General features: G+C 68.4%; 14 protein-coding genes. 4 read left to right on the top strand and 10 right to left on the bottom strand.

Going from position 1 to position 15445, the window contains the following annotated elements:
• Position 1 precedes the first annotated feature (1 nt).
• Positions 2–1105 carry an ABC transporter permease gene (locus tag ACIBTM_RS24170; protein WP_395879344.1) on the top strand — a complete coding sequence of 368 codons (1104 nt, stop codon included), beginning with the start codon at positions 2–4 and terminating at the stop codon, positions 1103–1105.
• Between the two features lie 8 nt (positions 1106–1113).
• Here ACIBTM_RS24170 and ACIBTM_RS24175 read toward each other — a convergent pair whose 3' ends face one another.
• The 5 genes from ACIBTM_RS24175 to ACIBTM_RS24195 all read right to left on the bottom strand — a co-directional run bounded on the left by ACIBTM_RS24175 (position 1114) and on the right by ACIBTM_RS24195 (position 6510).
• A complete protein-coding gene (locus ACIBTM_RS24175; RefSeq protein ID WP_395879345.1) occupies positions 1114–1815 on the bottom strand; it encodes a response regulator transcription factor in 702 nt (233 codons plus the stop codon).
• A gap of 76 nt (positions 1816–1891) precedes the next feature.
• Complete coding sequence (locus ACIBTM_RS24180) at positions 1892–3364, bottom strand: apolipoprotein N-acyltransferase (protein ID WP_395879347.1); 1473 nt, start codon at positions 3362–3364, stop codon at positions 1892–1894.
• Positions 3365–3433: 69 nt separating this feature from the next.
• The gene (locus ACIBTM_RS24185) at positions 3434–4240 is read right to left on the bottom strand and encodes a sugar phosphate isomerase/epimerase family protein (protein ID WP_395879348.1); all 807 of its coding nucleotides are present in this window, start codon (positions 4238–4240) and stop codon (positions 3434–3436) included.
• Positions 4240–5391, bottom strand: coding sequence for a dihydrodipicolinate synthase family protein (locus ACIBTM_RS24190; protein WP_395879349.1), 1152 nt, complete (start codon positions 5389–5391; stop codon positions 4240–4242). Before ACIBTM_RS24190 ends, ACIBTM_RS24185 begins: the two co-directional genes overlap by 1 nt.
• 78 nt (positions 5392–5469) lie before the next feature.
• Positions 5470–6510 carry a LacI family DNA-binding transcriptional regulator gene (locus ACIBTM_RS24195; RefSeq protein ID WP_395879350.1) on the bottom strand — a complete coding sequence of 347 codons (1041 nt, stop codon included), beginning with the start codon at positions 6508–6510 and terminating at the stop codon, positions 5470–5472.
• 38 nt (positions 6511–6548) lie between these two features.
• On the opposite strand from ACIBTM_RS24195, the gene pip reads away from it, so the two are divergent.
• The 3 genes from pip (at position 6549) to lpdA (ending at position 10225) form a co-directional block, all read left to right on the top strand.
• Complete coding sequence (gene pip / locus ACIBTM_RS24200) at positions 6549–7958, top strand: prolyl aminopeptidase (RefSeq protein WP_395879351.1); 1410 nt, start codon at positions 6549–6551, stop codon at positions 7956–7958.
• Between the two features lie 63 nt (positions 7959–8021).
• Positions 8022–8792, top strand: a complete 771-nt coding sequence (locus tag ACIBTM_RS24205; protein WP_395879352.1) for a lysophospholipid acyltransferase family protein — start codon at positions 8022–8024, stop codon at positions 8790–8792.
• A 47-nt stretch (positions 8793–8839) separates the two neighbouring features.
• The gene (gene lpdA / locus ACIBTM_RS24210; RefSeq protein ID WP_395879353.1) at positions 8840–10225 is read left to right on the top strand and encodes a dihydrolipoyl dehydrogenase; all 1386 of its coding nucleotides are present in this window, start codon (positions 8840–8842) and stop codon (positions 10223–10225) included.
• A 64-nt stretch (positions 10226–10289) separates the two neighbouring features.
• Here lpdA and ACIBTM_RS24215 read toward each other — a convergent pair whose 3' ends face one another.
• Genes ACIBTM_RS24215 through ACIBTM_RS24235 form a run of 5 tightly spaced genes read right to left on the bottom strand, consistent with a single transcriptional unit; the run spans position 10290 to position 15294 of the window.
• Complete coding sequence (locus tag ACIBTM_RS24215; protein WP_395879354.1) at positions 10290–11528, bottom strand: tyrosine-type recombinase/integrase; 1239 nt, start codon at positions 11526–11528, stop codon at positions 10290–10292.
• Complete coding sequence (locus ACIBTM_RS24220) at positions 11528–11707, bottom strand: helix-turn-helix domain-containing protein (protein WP_007033922.1); 180 nt, start codon at positions 11705–11707, stop codon at positions 11528–11530. The genes ACIBTM_RS24215 and ACIBTM_RS24220 overlap by 1 nt, the downstream gene beginning before the upstream one ends.
• 10 nt (positions 11708–11717) lie before the next feature.
• The gene (locus ACIBTM_RS24225; RefSeq protein ID WP_395879356.1) at positions 11718–13337 is read right to left on the bottom strand and encodes a replication initiator; all 1620 of its coding nucleotides are present in this window, start codon (positions 13335–13337) and stop codon (positions 11718–11720) included.
• On the bottom strand, positions 13337–13723 hold the full coding sequence (locus tag ACIBTM_RS24230; RefSeq protein ID WP_395879357.1) for a hypothetical protein: 387 nt from the start codon (positions 13721–13723) through the stop codon (positions 13337–13339). The genes ACIBTM_RS24225 and ACIBTM_RS24230 overlap by 1 nt, the downstream gene beginning before the upstream one ends.
• Positions 13720–15294: an FtsK/SpoIIIE domain-containing protein gene (locus tag ACIBTM_RS24235; protein WP_395879358.1), complete on the bottom strand. Its 1575-nt coding sequence runs from the start codon at positions 15292–15294 to the stop codon at positions 13720–13722. The genes ACIBTM_RS24230 and ACIBTM_RS24235 overlap by 4 nt, the downstream gene beginning before the upstream one ends.
• Positions 15295–15445 lie beyond the last annotated feature (151 nt).

A 15445-nucleotide genomic window follows, 5' to 3' on the forward strand; every position in this document is an offset into this window, starting at 1 on the left:
GATGGCCTTGTGGGTCGGCGGGATCGCGCGCGTGCGCCCCGCCAGGCTCGGCGTGCCCGCGGCCGGGGTCGCGATCGTGACCACGCTGCTCGCGGTGCACGACTGGACCTGGACCCCGGCACCGCGATGGATACCCGCGATGGTGCTCGTGGTGCTGCTGGCCGCCCCCTCGGCGAGGGTGCTGCGGGCGGATCAGGATCTGCTGCGCGCCCGCGGTGCCACCGGCGGGCAGGTGATCGGACTGGCCGCCGCCGAAGCCGCGGCGGCGGGGCTCGCCGGCGGCGTGGCCGGGGTGACCCTGTCCGTGGCCTGTGGGTTTTCGACCGGCACCGGCGTAGCGGTCGTCCGGGAAATCGTTCTCTTGCTGCTCGCCGGGCTGCTCGTCGCGGCGCTCGCGATCCTGCCCCCGGTGCTGCGCGAGTGGTATTTCGTCCCGGCCGACGGCGGGCCGCCCTGGTGGTCGCCCTACGGTCTCGACTTCATCCTGCTCGCGCTCGCCTTCGTCTGGCCGCTGTTCGGCTGGGCGGGCGGCACGATGCTGCTGTGGCGGTTGGTGGAGCTGGGGCTGCGGAAGGGAAAGCGGGCGATCGGCGGGCTGCTCCGGCCGCTCGTTTCGGGGCTCGCGGGCGTACTCGCGCTGTCCATTTCGTGGCGGAGCGCGCTCCTGGCGCGGTCGGTGGTGCTGGTCGCGCTGGCGGTGGCGTTTGCCATCTCGACCGCTCTCACCAAGGACGGCTGCGGCGAGGCCGAGGTGGATCTGATCGCCTCCCTGATCCTCGCGGTGGCCGCTGCCGGGCCGTCGTTCGGGGCGGCGCTCAACGAACGACGCCGCGATTTGCTGATCGTGAGCACGCTCGGCGGGAAACGGCGGCAGGTGGCGGCGTTCATCGCGGGTGACGCGCTGGTGGTCGGCGGTGGTGGCCTGATCGCCGGGCATCTGCTCGGCGTGCTGTTCGTCTTCGTCGGGCAGGTGGAAAAGGCGCCTTCGCCGCACGGCTACTTCGGGCTGCTGGCGGTGCTGGTGATCGTGTCGTGCGTGGCGGCGTCGGCCCGGATCGCGCAGCTCGCCGCCCGCGACGAGGTCTCCGACCTGCGCGACTACTAGGACACGGCCTAGCTCTCGAAGGGCTGTTCGAGGCGGTAGCCGTGGCCGCGCAGGGTCGAAATCCTGGGCGCCTGTTCGGGGGTGGGCGCCGACTCGGTCAGCTTCCGGCGCAGCGCCGCGATGTGGACGTCGAGGGTCTTCGTGGAGCCGTACCAGTGCGCGTCCCACACCTCGGACATCAGGGTGTCCCGGCTGACCGCGACGCCCGGCTGTTCGGCCAGCCGGGCGAGCAGGTCGAACTCCTTGGCCCGCAACGCGATCTCCCGGCCGCCGACGCTGACCCGGCGGCCGGCGGTGTCCACCCGCAGATAGCCGATGGCGATCGCGGGCCTGCTCTCCGGCGGAGCCGTCCCGCGCCGCAGATGCGCCCGCACCCTGGCGAGCAGTTCGCCGAGCCGGATGGGTTTGGTGAGGTAGTCGTCGGCGCCGGCCTCCAGGCCCACGACGACGTCCATCTCCTCCTGCCGCGCGGTCAGGATGACCAGGACGGCGCCGGGCAGCTCCGCCCGCAGCCGTCGGCAGACCTCGACCCCGTCCAGATCCGGCAGTCCGAGGTCGAGCAGGACGAAGTCGATGTCGCCGTCCGCCGCGGCCGCGAGCGCGGTGCGGCCGTCGCGCTGCCAGGAGACCTCGTAGCCGTGCAGACGGAGGGTCGATTCGAGGACGCCGCCGATCGCGTCGTCGTCTTCCACCACCAGCAGTTTCGGCATGCGGGGGAGCTTAACCGTTGAACACTGTTCTTTTCGGCTGAGACGTTAGGAACACCACGTCTTCCGTAACGGGGCGCTAACTTTTCCTTCGATATGTCCATAAAGGACAGAGTGCGGCCGCGGCGAGGCACAGCCAGGCGAACACGTCACCGACACGGCCGTACACGGTCTGTGTTCTCGGCTGCACCGGCAGATCCGCGACGAGCGTCTGCTGATCCGTGCGGTAGTAGTCGGCGTGCCCGAGCACCCGGCCCTGGCTGTCCACAGCTGTGGAATTCCCGTGGGTGGAGTGCCGGAAGAGCGAATATCCGTTCTCCACCGCGCGGAACACGGCCTTTTCCGCGTGCAGCGAGCCGAATCCCGGCCAGTCGTTGGCGGGGACGAGCATCAGCGAGGTCCCCTTGTCCGCGGCTTGGCGCATCAGGCCGGGGAAATCCGCGTCATAGCAGATGACCGACGCGATCCGTCCGTACGGCGAATCCTCGGTGGGGACGACTCCCGGACCGGGTGTCATCGGCTCCATCGGCGTCGGATGCGTCTTGTCGTAGGTCCACAGCACCTCGCCGGACGGCCCGACGAGCACGGCCACGTTGCGGATATACGGAGCCTGTGCGGTGTAGAGCGCGTACGCGAGTCCGACGTGGACCCCCGCCTGCTTCGCTTCGGTACCGACGCGGGCGAGCAGCGCCGCTTGATCGCGTTCCAGCACGCTGGCGTGCGTTTCCGGCCAGAGCACGATCTTCGCCCCCGCGGCGGCATGCTGCCGGGTCCTCGTCACGAGATCGTCGGTGACCGGCGCGAAGGCCGCGCCGACCGCGACCGGGTCGGCGGAGGCGACTTCCTCGGCACGCCAATACTTGACGCCGATCCGCTCCAACGCGCCGGAACTCGACCGGTCCGCCTCGGTCGACGGGCTGATCCCCGCGACCCGCACCGTCTTCGTCGTGGGAGCGTCGAACAGCAACCGCGCGCCACCGGCGGCGAACACCACGCCGAGCAGGCAAAGGTGGACGACGACCGTGCGTTTGACCGGCTGCCACCTTTCCGTCCAAACGGTGTTCGCCACCGAGGCGAACCACGCCAGGACGAAGGTGAGCCCATAGACACCGGTCACGGACGCCGTTTGGAGCAGCGGCAGATTCGCGGACTGGGTGCTGCCGAGCGCGCCGAAGTCCCCGAAGCCGGTGATCACCGTGAAGAGGTACTCGCCGGCGACGAGCGTCACCGGGAACACCAGTGTCCTCAACGGTCCCGCGCGGTCGGCGAACAGGCGATCGGCCAGGAACGCCGTCGTCTGCAGTACGGCGAGCAAGGTGAAGGCGAGCAGACCGGAGAGCACGAACAGCAGACTGGTGACCCCGAGCCAGAACAACTGCCCGATCAGCAGGGACAGGCCTACCATCAGGATCGCGCGGCGCGTGGGTACCAGACGGGCGTAGCGGAGGAGGAAGACCGGGAACACCCAGGCCGCGAGCGGAACGTTCCAGTCGGTGTGGACGGCGAGCAGGAGCAGCGCTGTGCCCAGCCACCAGAGCAGCCGTGGTTTCATGCCGCGAACGGTAGGAGACCACGGCCGCCCGGACAGCGGACCTTGGGCAGCGAGCAACCCTTACTTTCGTCAGGAAACGTGGTCTCGGTAGGCCTGGACGGTCTCCGCGAGCACTTCGCCACCGGGGCGGCGCCAGAGATCGGCGTCGAACACCTCGACCTCGATCGGGCCTGTGTACCCGGCAGCCTCGACGCACGCCTTCAAATGCCGGTGATCGATCGGGCCGTCGCCGGGCAGCGCCCGGCCGAGCAAGGTGTCGGTCAGGGGCACCTTCTGGTCGCAGACATGGAATCCGGCGATCCGGCCCGCCGCCGCGGCGATCGACTCCTCGATCCGCGGGTCCCACCACACATGGAACTCGTCGACGATCACGCCGACCTGGTCGGCCGGATGCTCCAGCGCGATCGCCAGCGCCTGATCCACAGTGGACAGAACGGATCGCTCGGCGCACTGCATGGGGTGCAGAGGTTCCAGGCCGAGGCGGACCCCGCGCTCACCGGCGTACGGCGCCAGCTCGCCGACCGCGTCCGCGACCCGCTGCCGCGACGACGTCAGGCTGCCGTTCACCCCGCCGACGACCAGCACGAGGACGTCCGCGCCCAGCGCGGCGGCTTCGTCGATCGCCTCCCGTGTCTGCGCGACACCGTCCACTCCGGCCCCTTCCGGGGTGATCCCGGTGAAGAAACCGCCACGGCACAACGACGACACGCCGACGTCGTACTCCTTGAGCAACCGGGCGGTCTCCTCGACGCCGGTCTCGGCGACCTTGTCCCGCCACAGGCCGATCCAGCGGACGCCCGCCTCGGCGCAGCCCGCGACGGCCTCCGGCAGCGACCACGCCTTGGTGGTGATCTGGTTCAGGCTCAACCGGTCCATCAGGCCACCCCCGCCGCGGCCAGCAGCGGCCGCATCCGCGCGACGGCGAGCTCCGGGTCGGTGAGCGCGCCCGCGGTGTCGGCCAGGCGCAGCAGTTCGGCCAGATGCGTGATGGGCCTGGCCGACTCGCGGCCGGCGACCATGCGGAAGTGGTCCTGATGCCCGTTGAGGTAGGCGAGGAAGACGACGCCGGTCTTGTAGTTCCTGGTCGGTGCCCGGAAGATGGCCCGGCTCAGCGCGACCGTCGGGTCGAGCAGGCCATGGAAACCGGCCTTGTCGCCTTCGTCGAGCCGGGCGAGTGCGGCACCGGCGACCCGCGCGACGGCGTCGAAGATGCCCAGGAGCGCTTCGCTGTGGCCCTGGTCGTCCCCGGCGATCAGTTCCGGGTAGTTGAAGTCGTCGCCGGTGTAGCACTTGACGCCTTCGGGCAGCGCGCGGCGGAATTCCGTTTCGATCGACGCGTCGAGCACGGAAACCTTGACCCCGGCGATCGCGCCGGCGTGCTCGGCGCAGAGCCTGCCCAGCTCTTCGGCCGCCTTGCGGACATCGCCGTGGCCCCAGTAGCCCGCCAGCGCCGGGTCGAACTGCTCGCCCAGCCAGTGCAGCAGGACCGGACGGTCCGTGCCGGAGAGCAGTTTCCCGTACGCGGCATGGTAATCCGCCGGCCCGGAAGCGGACGCGGCGAGCTCGCGGCTGGCCATCACGACCGGGATCGCACCCGCCTCGCCGACCAGATCCAGCTGCTCGCGCCAAGCGTCCACAATGGATCCGGTGGTGGCTTCGCCGTCGGGGAGCTGATCGGTGCCGACGCCCGCCACCCACGGCCGTCCGGCGGCGAGCGCGCCGGTGCGGCGGATCAGGTCCTTGGTGGTGGCCCAGTCCAGGCCCATCCCGCGCTGCGCGGTGTCCATGGCTTCGGCGACGCCGAGACCGCAGGACCACAGGTGCTCGCGGAAGGCGAGCGTGGTGTCCCAGTCCAGCACCGCGCCTTCCTCGGGGTCGGCGGCGGCGAGCGGGTCGGCGACCACGTGCGCGGCCGCGTAGGCGATCCGGGAGGTCGGCGGCGTCGCCGGTTTCGCGGGCGTTTCCGCCCCACGCGGCGTCCACTCCGCCAGGCCGCCGTCGGCGGTGGGAAGGGCGATCAAGGTCATCGGGTCTCCGTGGCGCGGGTATGAGAAAGCGCTTTCTCAGACCACGTTAAGTCACCCCGCGGGCCGCACACAAGGGTTTCAGCGACCGGGGGCCGCGGTGCTACGGCGCAGGACGACCTCGCCGGACATCTTCACCACGCGCGGCCGGGTGCCGGGGGAGGCCTTGAACGCCAGGTCCATGGCCCGTTCGCCCAGCTTCTCCAGCGGCAGCGCGACCGTGGTCAGCGCGGGCGTGAGATCGCGCACTACCGGGATGTCGTCGAAACCGGCGATCGACATCTCGCCGGGCACGGAGACACCGGCGTCGCGCAACGCCGACATCGCGCCGATCGCCATCACGTCGGTCACCGCGAACACACATGTCGGCCACTGCTTGCGCGGCCGGGCGAGGACCTTCTCCATCGCCTCGTAGCCGCCGTCGCGGGTGAACGCGGCTTCGCAGACATCGTCCTCGGCCAGTTCGACGCCGTTCTCCAGCAGTTCCGCGGCGAACCCGTCGAGTCGGTCGACGACGGTGGTCAGGCTCTTCGGGCCGGCGAGCACGGCGAAGCGCCGATGTCCCAAGTCCAGCAGGGCCTTCGCCAGTTCGGCGCCGCCACCGCGGTTGTCGGGCTGGACGGTGTCCACTTTGAGCCCTCGGTGCCTGCTCACCGCGGCGACATGCCCGCCGCCGCGCCGATACGGCTCGAGTTCGGCGGCCATCGCCTTTTCCCACGCCTTGTCCTCGAACGCGGAACCGATCAGCAGAATGGCCGACGCGCGCTGGGCACGCAGCGTCGAAACGTAGGCGACCTCCTTGGCCGGATCGCGGAACGTGCTCGCGAGCATCACCAGAAGATCGTTTTCACTCGCCGCGCGCATGATCCCGCCGGCGATCGCGGCGAAATACGGGTCGCCGACGTCGTGGCAGATCACTCCGACGGTCGGCTGTGAGCCACCGGCCAATGCCTGAGCGTGAGCATTGGGGGTATACGAGAGCTCGGCCGCCGCGGCGATCACTCGTTCGCGTAGATCTCCCCGGACCGTGGCGGTGCCGTTGAGAACGCGGGACGCGGTCGCGAGCGACACGTCCGCGGTGCGCGCCACATCTTCCAGCGTCACGTGGGGGCGGGCCTTCATCGATCCTCCAAGCTGGCGTTTGGGGCATAGTGGCGGACATGCTCGGCCTTTATCCGGAAATCGAACCTTACGTCCAAGGGATGTTGCCCGTCGGTGACGGCAACAAGATCTATTGGGAGGAATGCGGCGATCCCGAGGGCAAGCCGGTGATTTTCCTGCACGGCGGCCCCGGAGGCGGTTCGAGTCCGAGACATCGCAGACTGTTCGATCCGGAGCGGTACCGGATCGTCCTTTTCGATCAGCGCGGCTGCGGGCGCAGCACGCCGAACTGCGCCACCCCGGAGGCGGATCTTTCCGTCAACACGACGTGGCACCTGGTCGCCGACATCGAGCGCTTGCGCGAGCATCTGGACATCGAACACTGGATGGTCTTCGGCGGCTCGTGGGGGAGTGTGCTCGGGCTGACCTACGCGGAAACCCACCCGGGACGGGTCACGGAACTCGTCCTCCGCGGGGTGGCCACGTTGCGGGTGAAGGAACTGCAGTGGCTCTATGGCGGGGGAGCGGGGTTCCTCTTCCCCGAGGCGTGGTCGAGGTTCCTGGCCCCGGTGCCGTTTTCCCGCCGCCAGGAGAACCTGATCGAGGTCTATCACGAACTGCTGAGCCATCCGGATCCCGCCGTGCACGGCCCCGCCGCGATCGCGTGGAGCCGCTGGGAGGGGGAGACGGTCAAACTGCGTCCCCAGGACGAAGTGATCGACGCGTTCAGCGATCCCGCGTTCGCCCTCGCGATCGCGAGGATCGAGAACCACTACTTCCGGCACGGCGGCTGGCTGGCCGAAGATCAGCTGCTCCGCGACGTCGGGAAGCTACGGGACATCCCGTGCGTTCTGGTCCAGGGACGCTACGACGTGGTCACTCCGGCCATCACCGCGTGGGAGCTCAGCCAGATGCTGCCTTCCGCCGAACTGGTGATGGTCGGCGACTCGGGTCACGCGTTCGACGAACCCGGCACCCTGCACGAGTTGATCAGCGCGACCGACCGGTTCGCGCGAGACTGGCAGGACGCCGGTACACGCCAGGACGAGAGGAACGCACACATGCTTTTCGGTGACGAGCACGTCCGTCGCTACGAAGAGACCGACGGCGAGGTGGGCCACGACTGGGAGAAGGGCGCCCCTTGCCTCATCCTGACCACCAAGGGCCGCAAGACCGGCGAGGACCGCAAGTTCGCGCTGATCTACCAGTTCGACGACGCCGGCAACCCGGTGATCGTGGCCTCCAAGGGCGGCGCGCCGGAGGACCCGGGCTGGTACAAGAACCTGCAGGCCAACCCCGAGGTCAAGGCCCAGGTCAAGGCGGACAAGTTCACCGCGCGCGCCCGGACCCTCGAAGGCGACGAGCGCGCGAAGCTGTGGGAGAAGCTCGCCGCCGTGTGGCCGGACTACAACGAGTACGCGAAGAAGACCGACCGCGAGATCCCCGTGGTGGTGCTCGAGCGCGTGTGATCCGCACCGCGTTCGCGCGTGGTTTCAGCCGAACCGGAGCGGGTTCGGCTACGAATTACGTCCATGGTGCTGAGACCCCGTGAACGCTGGACCGCGCTGAGCCCCGCTTCAGGGGACTTGCTGACGTTCCGCCAGATGATCGCCTTCGGCCGGCGCTTCGCCCGCGCCGGCCGGGGCGCCTGGTTCGCCTTCGCGATCAACGTCGTGTGGCCGTTCCTGGTGCTGTTCACCCGGTTCCGGGTGCGCGGCGGGGAGCACCTGCCCTCGTCGGGCGGCTTCCTGGTGGCCTCGAACCACCTTTCGTTCGCCGACCCGACGACGGTGACGGCGTACTGCCTCGCTCATGGGCGCGTGCCGCGTTACCTGGCGAAGGCGAGCCTGTGGGACGCGCCCGTCATCGGCTCGGTGATGCGCTCCGGCAAGCACATCCCGGTCTACCGCGGGGCGGCCACGGCGTCGGACGCGTACCGCGACGCCGTCAGCGCCGTCCGTGAGGGTGAATGCGTCGTGATCTTCCCGGAGGCCACCTTCACCGATCACCCGGACGGGTGGCCCATGCGCGGCAAGACCGGGATCGCGCGAATCGCGCTGGAGACCGGGGTCCCGGTGATCCCGCTGGCGAACTGGGGCACGCACCACCTGCTGCCGTCGGACGCCGTGCTCCCGCGCGCCTTCCCTCGCAAGACGGTGAACCTGATCGCCGGTCCGCCGGTGGACCTCTCGGACCTCATGACGCCCTCGCCGTCCCGCGAGGTGCTGGAGGAGGCCACGAAGCGCATCATGACCGCGGTGACCGAGCTGCTGATCGAGATCCGCGGCTCCCGTCCCGAGTAGGCAGTCTCACCCTTCGGACCGTCCCGGTGAGGGGTAGGTTTCGGGGTATGAGTGCACACTATGACGTCGTTGTCCTGGGGGCCGGTGTCGGCGGTTACGTGGCGGCGATCCGGGCGTCGCAATTGGGGCTGAGCGCGGCCGTCGTGGAGGAGAAATACTGGGGCGGTGTCTGCCTCAACGTCGGCTGCATCCCGTCGAAGGCACTGCTGCGCAACGCCGAACTCGCGCACATCGTGACCAAAGAGGCGAAGTCCTTCGGGATCCAGGTCGAGGGGAAGGTCAGCTTCGACTACCAGGCCGCCTTCGACCGCAGCCGCAAGGTCGCGGACGGTCGCGTCAAGGGCGTGCACTTCCTGATGAAGAAGAACAAGATCACCGAATACGACGGGCACGGCACCTTCCTCGACGCCAACACCATCGAGGTCAACGGCGAGCGGATCACCTTCGACAACTGCGTGATCGCCACCGGCGCGACCGCGCGCCTGCTGCCGGGCACCACGCGCAGCGACCGCGTGGTCACCTACGAACAGCAGATCATGGAAAACGAGCTGCCGGAGAGCATCGTCATCGCCGGCGCGGGCGCGATCGGCGTCGAATTCGCCTACGTGCTGCACAACTACGGCGTGAAGGTGACCATCGTCGAATACCTCGACCGGATGGTCCCGCTCGAAGACGCCGAGGTCTCCGCGGAGCTCGCGCGCCGCTACCGGAAGCTCGGCATCGAGGTGCTGACCTCGACCAAGGTCGAAGCGATCGACGACTCCGGCTCCAGCGTGCACGTGACCGTGTCGAAGAACGGTGAATCCCGCGTCCTGGAAGCGGACAAGGTGTTGCAGGCCATCGGTTTCCAGCCGCGGGTCGAGGGCTACGGCCTGGACAAGACCGGCGTGGAACTGACCGAACGCGGCGCCATCGCCGTCGACGCGCGCGGCCGCACCAACGTCTCGCACATCTTCGCGATCGGCGACGTCACCGCGAAACTGATGCTCGCGCACGCGTCCGAATCCATGGGCGTCGTCGCCGCCGAAACCATCGCGGGCGCCGAGACCATGGAACTCGACTTCGTGATGATCCCGCGCGCGACCTACTGCCAGCCGCAGATCGCCAGCTTCGGCTGGACCGAAGAACAGGCCCGCGAAAAGGGCTTCGACGTCCAGGTGGCGAAGTTCCCCTTCACCGCCAACGGAAAGGCGCACGGCCTCGGCGACGCCGTCGGCTTCGTGAAGGTCCTGAGCGACGGGGAACATGGCGAATTGCTGGGCGCGCACCTGATCGGCCCCGAGGTGACCGAACTGCTGCCGGAGCTGACTTTGGCGCAGCAGTGGGACCTTACGGTGCACGAGATCTCGCGGAACGTGCACGCTCACCCGACGCTGGGGGAAGCGGTCAAGGAAGCCGTGCACGGTCTTGCCGGACACATGATCAACATGTAAGCGTGAGCCTGCCCTGACCTGCGAGTTTGCGGGTCAGGGCAGGTGTCAGGCCGTGGCCAGGCCGTCATGCGGCCTGGTCGCCGAGCGTGTCGTCGAAGAAGTCGTCGACGGCCTTCCGCGTCCGAGCGTGGCTACTCGGCAGGAGATGCGTGTACACCCGGAGCGTGAAGCCGGGGTCGGTGTGGCCGAGGTACTGCGACAGCGCCTTGATCGACTCGCCAGCGTCGAGCAGGACCGAGGCGTAGAGGTGCCGCAGCGCGTGCACGCCGTCCGCCCTGGTCGGCTTCTCCACCCCGGCGTCCTTGAGCGCGGGCAGCCAGAAGTTCACCCGGAACCACTCCGCCCGGAAGACCCGTCCGTACCCGTTGACCATCAGCAGACGGACCGTGGTCGGTTCGCCGCCCGGATGCGACCAGGGGAGCGTCACTTCGGTCGCCGGGAACTCCTCCGCGTACTCATCGAGGAGGCCGAGCAGCTTCCGCCCGATCGGCACCTCACGTGACTTGCCGCCCTTGGGCGGAGCGAACACCGGTTTCCCGGCGACCACTCGCACCTGTCGGGTGATGTGCGCCAGGTCCTTGCTCCGGTCGATGTCATCGAGCGAGAATCCGAACAGCTCGCCCTTCCGCAGGCCCAGACCGGCCGGGACGTCGACAGCGGGCTTGTACCGCCTCGGGAGGTTGTCCCGCACCGCCCGAGCCCGCTCGCGGGACCAGGGCACGACCTGATTCCGGCTCGCCCTCGGACGCGAGATCACCTTGGACAGCGCCGGATTCTCCGAGATCTTCTTGTCCGCCATCGCGAAGTTCAGGATCGACACCAGGTGCCCGAAATAGAGCGCCCGCGAGGTCTCCGAGGCTTCGTCGTCCTGGAGCTTCCGTAACCAGGTCTGAATGTGACTCGGCCGGATCGACCCGACCGCCTTCTTGCCGAAGTACGGAAGCAGGTGGACATTGACGCGCGTTGCGAAGCGTTCCCGACTGGTGTAGTCGACCGTCTGCGAGTCCAGCCAGCTTTGCGCTACGACCTCGAACAGCACCAGGCCCGCGCGAGGGTCGATGTACTTGCCCTCGCGCTTGTCCGACTCCATCTCGATGAGGAAGTCTTCGGCGCGCTTCTTTTGCTTGTCCGGAAAGGACTTCGACCGTTCGCTACCGTCCGGGTCGAGGTAGCGGACCTTGTACCGCATCCCGACGCCGTACAGTTCGGTCTTCTCCAGAATCGGCTTCCCACGGGCGTTGAGCCGCAGGTTGCCATTGGCATCCTTGGCCGGTTTGTACCAGCGATCTTGGATGTGTCCCATCAGGCGGCCTCCTCAGCAACCCAGGCCCGGACTTTCGTCGGGTCATAGCGGAGGTGACGGCCGATCTTGCGTACCGGCGGTCCCTCACCGAGCCATTTCCATTGGTAGAGCGTCTTCACTGGTACGCGGAGATAGTCCGCGACGTCTTCGACTGACCACAGTGGATCGATACTGTCCATGCCTTCCCCCTTAAGCCGCGAGCGGAATTGCCGAAAGATTGGGTGGACTCTGCGCGGCTAGTAGTGCTTTGTCGTACTCGGCTTTCCAGGTGATGCGTTCGGAGATGGCGTGCATGACCAGGTGGTCCCGAGGTGGCACGGAAGGGTCTCCGGAGTCGACCTTGCGCCAGACCAGCCGGGCCGGGTCCGGTGCGGGTTTCTCGATCCCGACCGCCGCCAGCGCTTCGATCACGAAGGCTTTCCGGTCGGCCCTGTGGTCGACGAGCGTCTTCCCCGACCACTTGCGCGACACCAGCACCCGCCGCCCCGGCAGGCCGAGAGTGGTCCGCCGATGAGCCCGTCCCTTGCAGTGCCCCGGAGTGGTCTTTCCGTTGGCTCCCTTGGGATTGATGCCGTACAGCAGCCACACGGCGCACCGGGGAGAGCACGGTGTTACCGACAGTTCCGCGTGCAACCGGTCGTGGTGGTCCTTCTGCCGGGCGGTGTCGGCTTCGACGACCTCGCCGGTGGATTTGGTGAGGTACTTGGTCAGGTAGCCGATGTGCCGCCCGGCTTCTTCGGAGCCGCCGAGGATGCCCTTGGAGTGGACCTGGCGGCCGAAGGTGACTACGTGTGCCGGGTCTTCCACGGCTTCCACCGCGTCGTCCCAGTCGGTCAGTGGTTCGCGGGTGTCGGGGTCGACGAACACCCTGGCGTCGCCGTCCCAGATCGGCATCCGGTCGACGTAGACGATCTGGTCATGGTTGGGCCACCAGACCTGGTGATAGGTCGCTTCGGTGACTTGCCGGATGACGTCGTGCGGGACCGATCCCCGGATGGCCGCGTGGAGGTGGGGTGCGGCGCGTCGTTGGGGTTCGACGGTGGCGAAGTACTGCGCGTCCCAGCCGACGACCCGCCGGAGGTTCTGCCACCACCGGTCCACGAGCGCGGAGAAGTGGACCGCGTCCCGAGCGGCCCGCCGGTAGTCATAGGTCGCCGGGTCGACCGGGGCGCCGTCCGATCGGACTGGGCCGTAGGTGTCGCAGGTGAGCGTGACGAACATCGATGGCCGGAACCGTCCCGCGTACTCCCGTCCGAGCGTGGTCTTGGCGACCTTGCGCCGAGGCAGGTTCGGCGCATCTTGCCGCCGTTTCGTTGACCGCTTCACGGTCTTCTTGGTGGGCAGGTCGATCGAGGGGAGACGGCCGCGCATCCCGAGTTGCCGAAGTTCGTCGTCGACGCTCTGGATCTCTGCCCGCAGCTCCTCCGCTTCGGCCTGGTTCGTCTCTTGCCGGTAAGCGGCGACGAGGTCAGCCCGGAACGCCAACAGCTCCGTCTGAGTCTCGGAGGGCGGCTCCGGGGTGAAGTCGGGTTCTTCGGTCATGTGCCAGCCCTCGCGGCACTGGACCTGTCGCAGCGCCTTCGCTTTCCGGGCACAGGGCAGGCAGACCGATTCGACGGTGGAGCCGCAGGGGACGGGGACGTAGCGGAGTTCGCCGGTGTCGGTGTCCCCGACCTCCATCGTGAACGGCCGAACACAGACACCGTGCTTCTCAGCGGTCGCTTTCACCACGTCCGATGCCAGGGGTTCCCGCATCCGGGCGGCCCGAGTTTTGGCCGGCGGGGTCACCGCGGCTTCCTGGGCGCTCATCAGGCGGCCACCTCCCCAGGGGTGCTCCACCGCCGTAGCACGAACACCGGCATCTCCTGCCGCATCCCGGCAGGGAGGTCCGGGAAGGTGGCTTCGTCGAACCAGACGCCGCCGTAGACGACTACCGGGATGCCGCAGGGAGTCCGGCCGCTGAGTTCCAGGTGCACCGAGGCACCGTCCGCAGGACGCCACAGCGACGCCTTCACGTCCTCCAGGGAGTTGGCCCACGTGAGCAGGCCACGGGCAACGTCCTCAAGCCGATGAGAGTCGAGTTGCACCGTGATCGGATCAGCACCCACCCCGACACGTACGGACGCGGCCGGAGGCAGGACGAATGAGTCGAGGTGGTCGCGGATAGCGTCGAGGAAGACCATGAGCCGGTTCACGCCGCCACCCCCTCAGGTCCGCGACGGGTGGCCAGGTCGACGACATGAGCGCCGCCGTTGGTCACGTAGGTCTCCAGCGCCTTGACCGTCTCGTCCGGCACCCAGCCAGCCCGGATCCGCAGCGGTTCCCGGATGCCCTCACCCCAGACGTAGCCGACCCCCGCAGCCGACTCCTCGATTCGATTCGCCCACGCCCCGCGCTCATAGGCACCGTCACCGAGGACCATCCCGACATGCGTCTTCGAGGTGACGCGCAGGCACACCCGGCGCGGGAACAGCTCCCGAACCGGAACGGTGTCCTTCGTCGGCTCCTGCACATACCCGCGCACGGTGTAGCCGAGCGCCCGACCTTGGGTCGTCAGGATGGCGACCCGTTCGACGATGGCTTCGCGGGTCTTGCGGTCGGTGTACTTGGTGAGTGCCCCGATCTCGTCGAACTCCAGAACCTCCAAGGGATGCTCAGTGGAGATCGGGACCTTGCGGGTGTGCCCGGCGAACTCGCGCTTACGGGACTCAAGGCCACCGAGCAGGTCATCCAGGACCTCGATCGCTTCCTTCCCCTCGACGCCGTAGCGAGCGAAGATCCCACGCCCGTAGGCCAGTTCCATCCCCTTCGGGTCGATCCCCGAGACCCGCACCGTCCCGGCCCGGATCGCCGAGGCCGCCGACACCAGCGGACACCACATGACCGAGTTCTTCCCAGCGCCAGTGGCACCGGCGACGAGCATGTGAGCGCCAGGACCGGTCAGCGGCAGCCGCCAGTCCTTGCCGTACTCAGTGCGCCCGGCGAACACCCGCCGCAGATCCACGCCGTCAACGGCCGCCAGTTCGGGCGCCGCACAATCCACCGGCGCTGTGAGGAGGTCCCGGCGCTGGAAGTCGAGGGAGACGACGTTGGGTTCCAGCTCCCGCACCTGACACCGCGTGACCTTGCGAGCCACGGCCAGTGCACGGGCGGCGTCGTCGAAGTCTTCCGGCTTCTGACCAGGTACCAGCCGGACGCGGACCTCATCCCAGGACGGCCCCGACTTCACACCCAGCACCTTCGGCACCTGCACCGCAGCACCACCAGCCGCAGCACGCGACACCGCCTTCCGGCGACGGCCGACCAGATTCACCGTCACTTCCACGGGCACGGTGCCGTCGGAAATGGACAGGCCGCAGGCATGCAGCCAGCCCGGCAGCTTCCGGGCATAGGTGAACCAGCGCAGCCACCACGCCCGCAGGAACCGGCCACAACACCGGTCGAACGACACCAGGTCAAGCAGCCGCCACACCACCTGGACCACCGCGACCGAACCCGCCGTGATCGCCAGCGACGGCCAGCCGAGCCACTGCCACCAGGCCACCACCGCGACCACGCCGAGACTGGTCCGCCAGCGTTGGAAGACTTGCTTTCCCAGCCACACCAACAACTTCACAGCCGACCACAGGGCGATGAAGACCACCGCAGCCGCAGCGAGGACTTCCGCGATCGTGGCCAGGGTGCGGCCGAGCTTGTGCAGCAGCCACACCACCACACCCAGCACCCCGCCACCGACGAGGAGAACACCGATCCCGTTCGTGTTCATCGGCGACCACCGCCGGTCAGGTCCAGCGGCAGCATTCCCCGGCAGGGAGCGCATTCGGTCTCACCGGGCAGCAGCTTCGCGAACCGCTTACAGGTCGTGCAGCGCGTTCGGGTGACCCCGTCTAGCGCACGGTTGTTGCCATCGTTTAGCG

This window comes from Amycolatopsis sp. NPDC049868, assembly GCF_044461365.1.
Taxonomy (GTDB): Bacteria; Actinomycetota; Actinomycetes; order Mycobacteriales; family Pseudonocardiaceae; genus Amycolatopsis.

Coding starts and splice junctions, on each gene's coding strand:
- ACIBTM_RS24235 (WP_395879358.1), bottom strand. CDS start 15,294: ATGAACACGAACGGGATCGGTGTTCTCCTCGTCGGTGGCGGGGTGCTG.
- pip (WP_395879351.1), top strand. CDS start 6,549: ATGCTCGGCCTTTATCCGGAAATCGAACCTTACGTCCAAGGGATGTTG.
- ACIBTM_RS24195 (WP_395879350.1), bottom strand. CDS start 6,510: ATGAAGGCCCGCCCCCACGTGACGCTGGAAGATGTGGCGCGCACCGCG.
- lpdA (WP_395879353.1), top strand. CDS start 8,840: ATGAGTGCACACTATGACGTCGTTGTCCTGGGGGCCGGTGTCGGCGGT.
- ACIBTM_RS24175 (WP_395879345.1), bottom strand. CDS start 1,815: ATGCCGAAACTGCTGGTGGTGGAAGACGACGACGCGATCGGCGGCGTC.
- ACIBTM_RS24180 (WP_395879347.1), bottom strand. CDS start 3,364: ATGAAACCACGGCTGCTCTGGTGGCTGGGCACAGCGCTGCTCCTGCTC.
- ACIBTM_RS24185 (WP_395879348.1), bottom strand. CDS start 4,240: ATGGACCGGTTGAGCCTGAACCAGATCACCACCAAGGCGTGGTCGCTG.
- ACIBTM_RS24220 (WP_007033922.1), bottom strand. CDS start 11,707: ATGGACAGTATCGATCCACTGTGGTCAGTCGAAGACGTCGCGGACTAT.
- ACIBTM_RS24170 (WP_395879344.1), top strand. CDS start 2: ATGGCCTTGTGGGTCGGCGGGATCGCGCGCGTGCGCCCCGCCAGGCTC.
- ACIBTM_RS24215 (WP_395879354.1), bottom strand. CDS start 11,528: ATGGGACACATCCAAGATCGCTGGTACAAACCGGCCAAGGATGCCAAT.
- ACIBTM_RS24225 (WP_395879356.1), bottom strand. CDS start 13,337: ATGAGCGCCCAGGAAGCCGCGGTGACCCCGCCGGCCAAAACTCGGGCC.
- ACIBTM_RS24190 (WP_395879349.1), bottom strand. CDS start 5,391: ATGACCTTGATCGCCCTTCCCACCGCCGACGGCGGCCTGGCGGAGTGG.
- ACIBTM_RS24205 (WP_395879352.1), top strand. CDS start 8,022: ATGGTGCTGAGACCCCGTGAACGCTGGACCGCGCTGAGCCCCGCTTCA.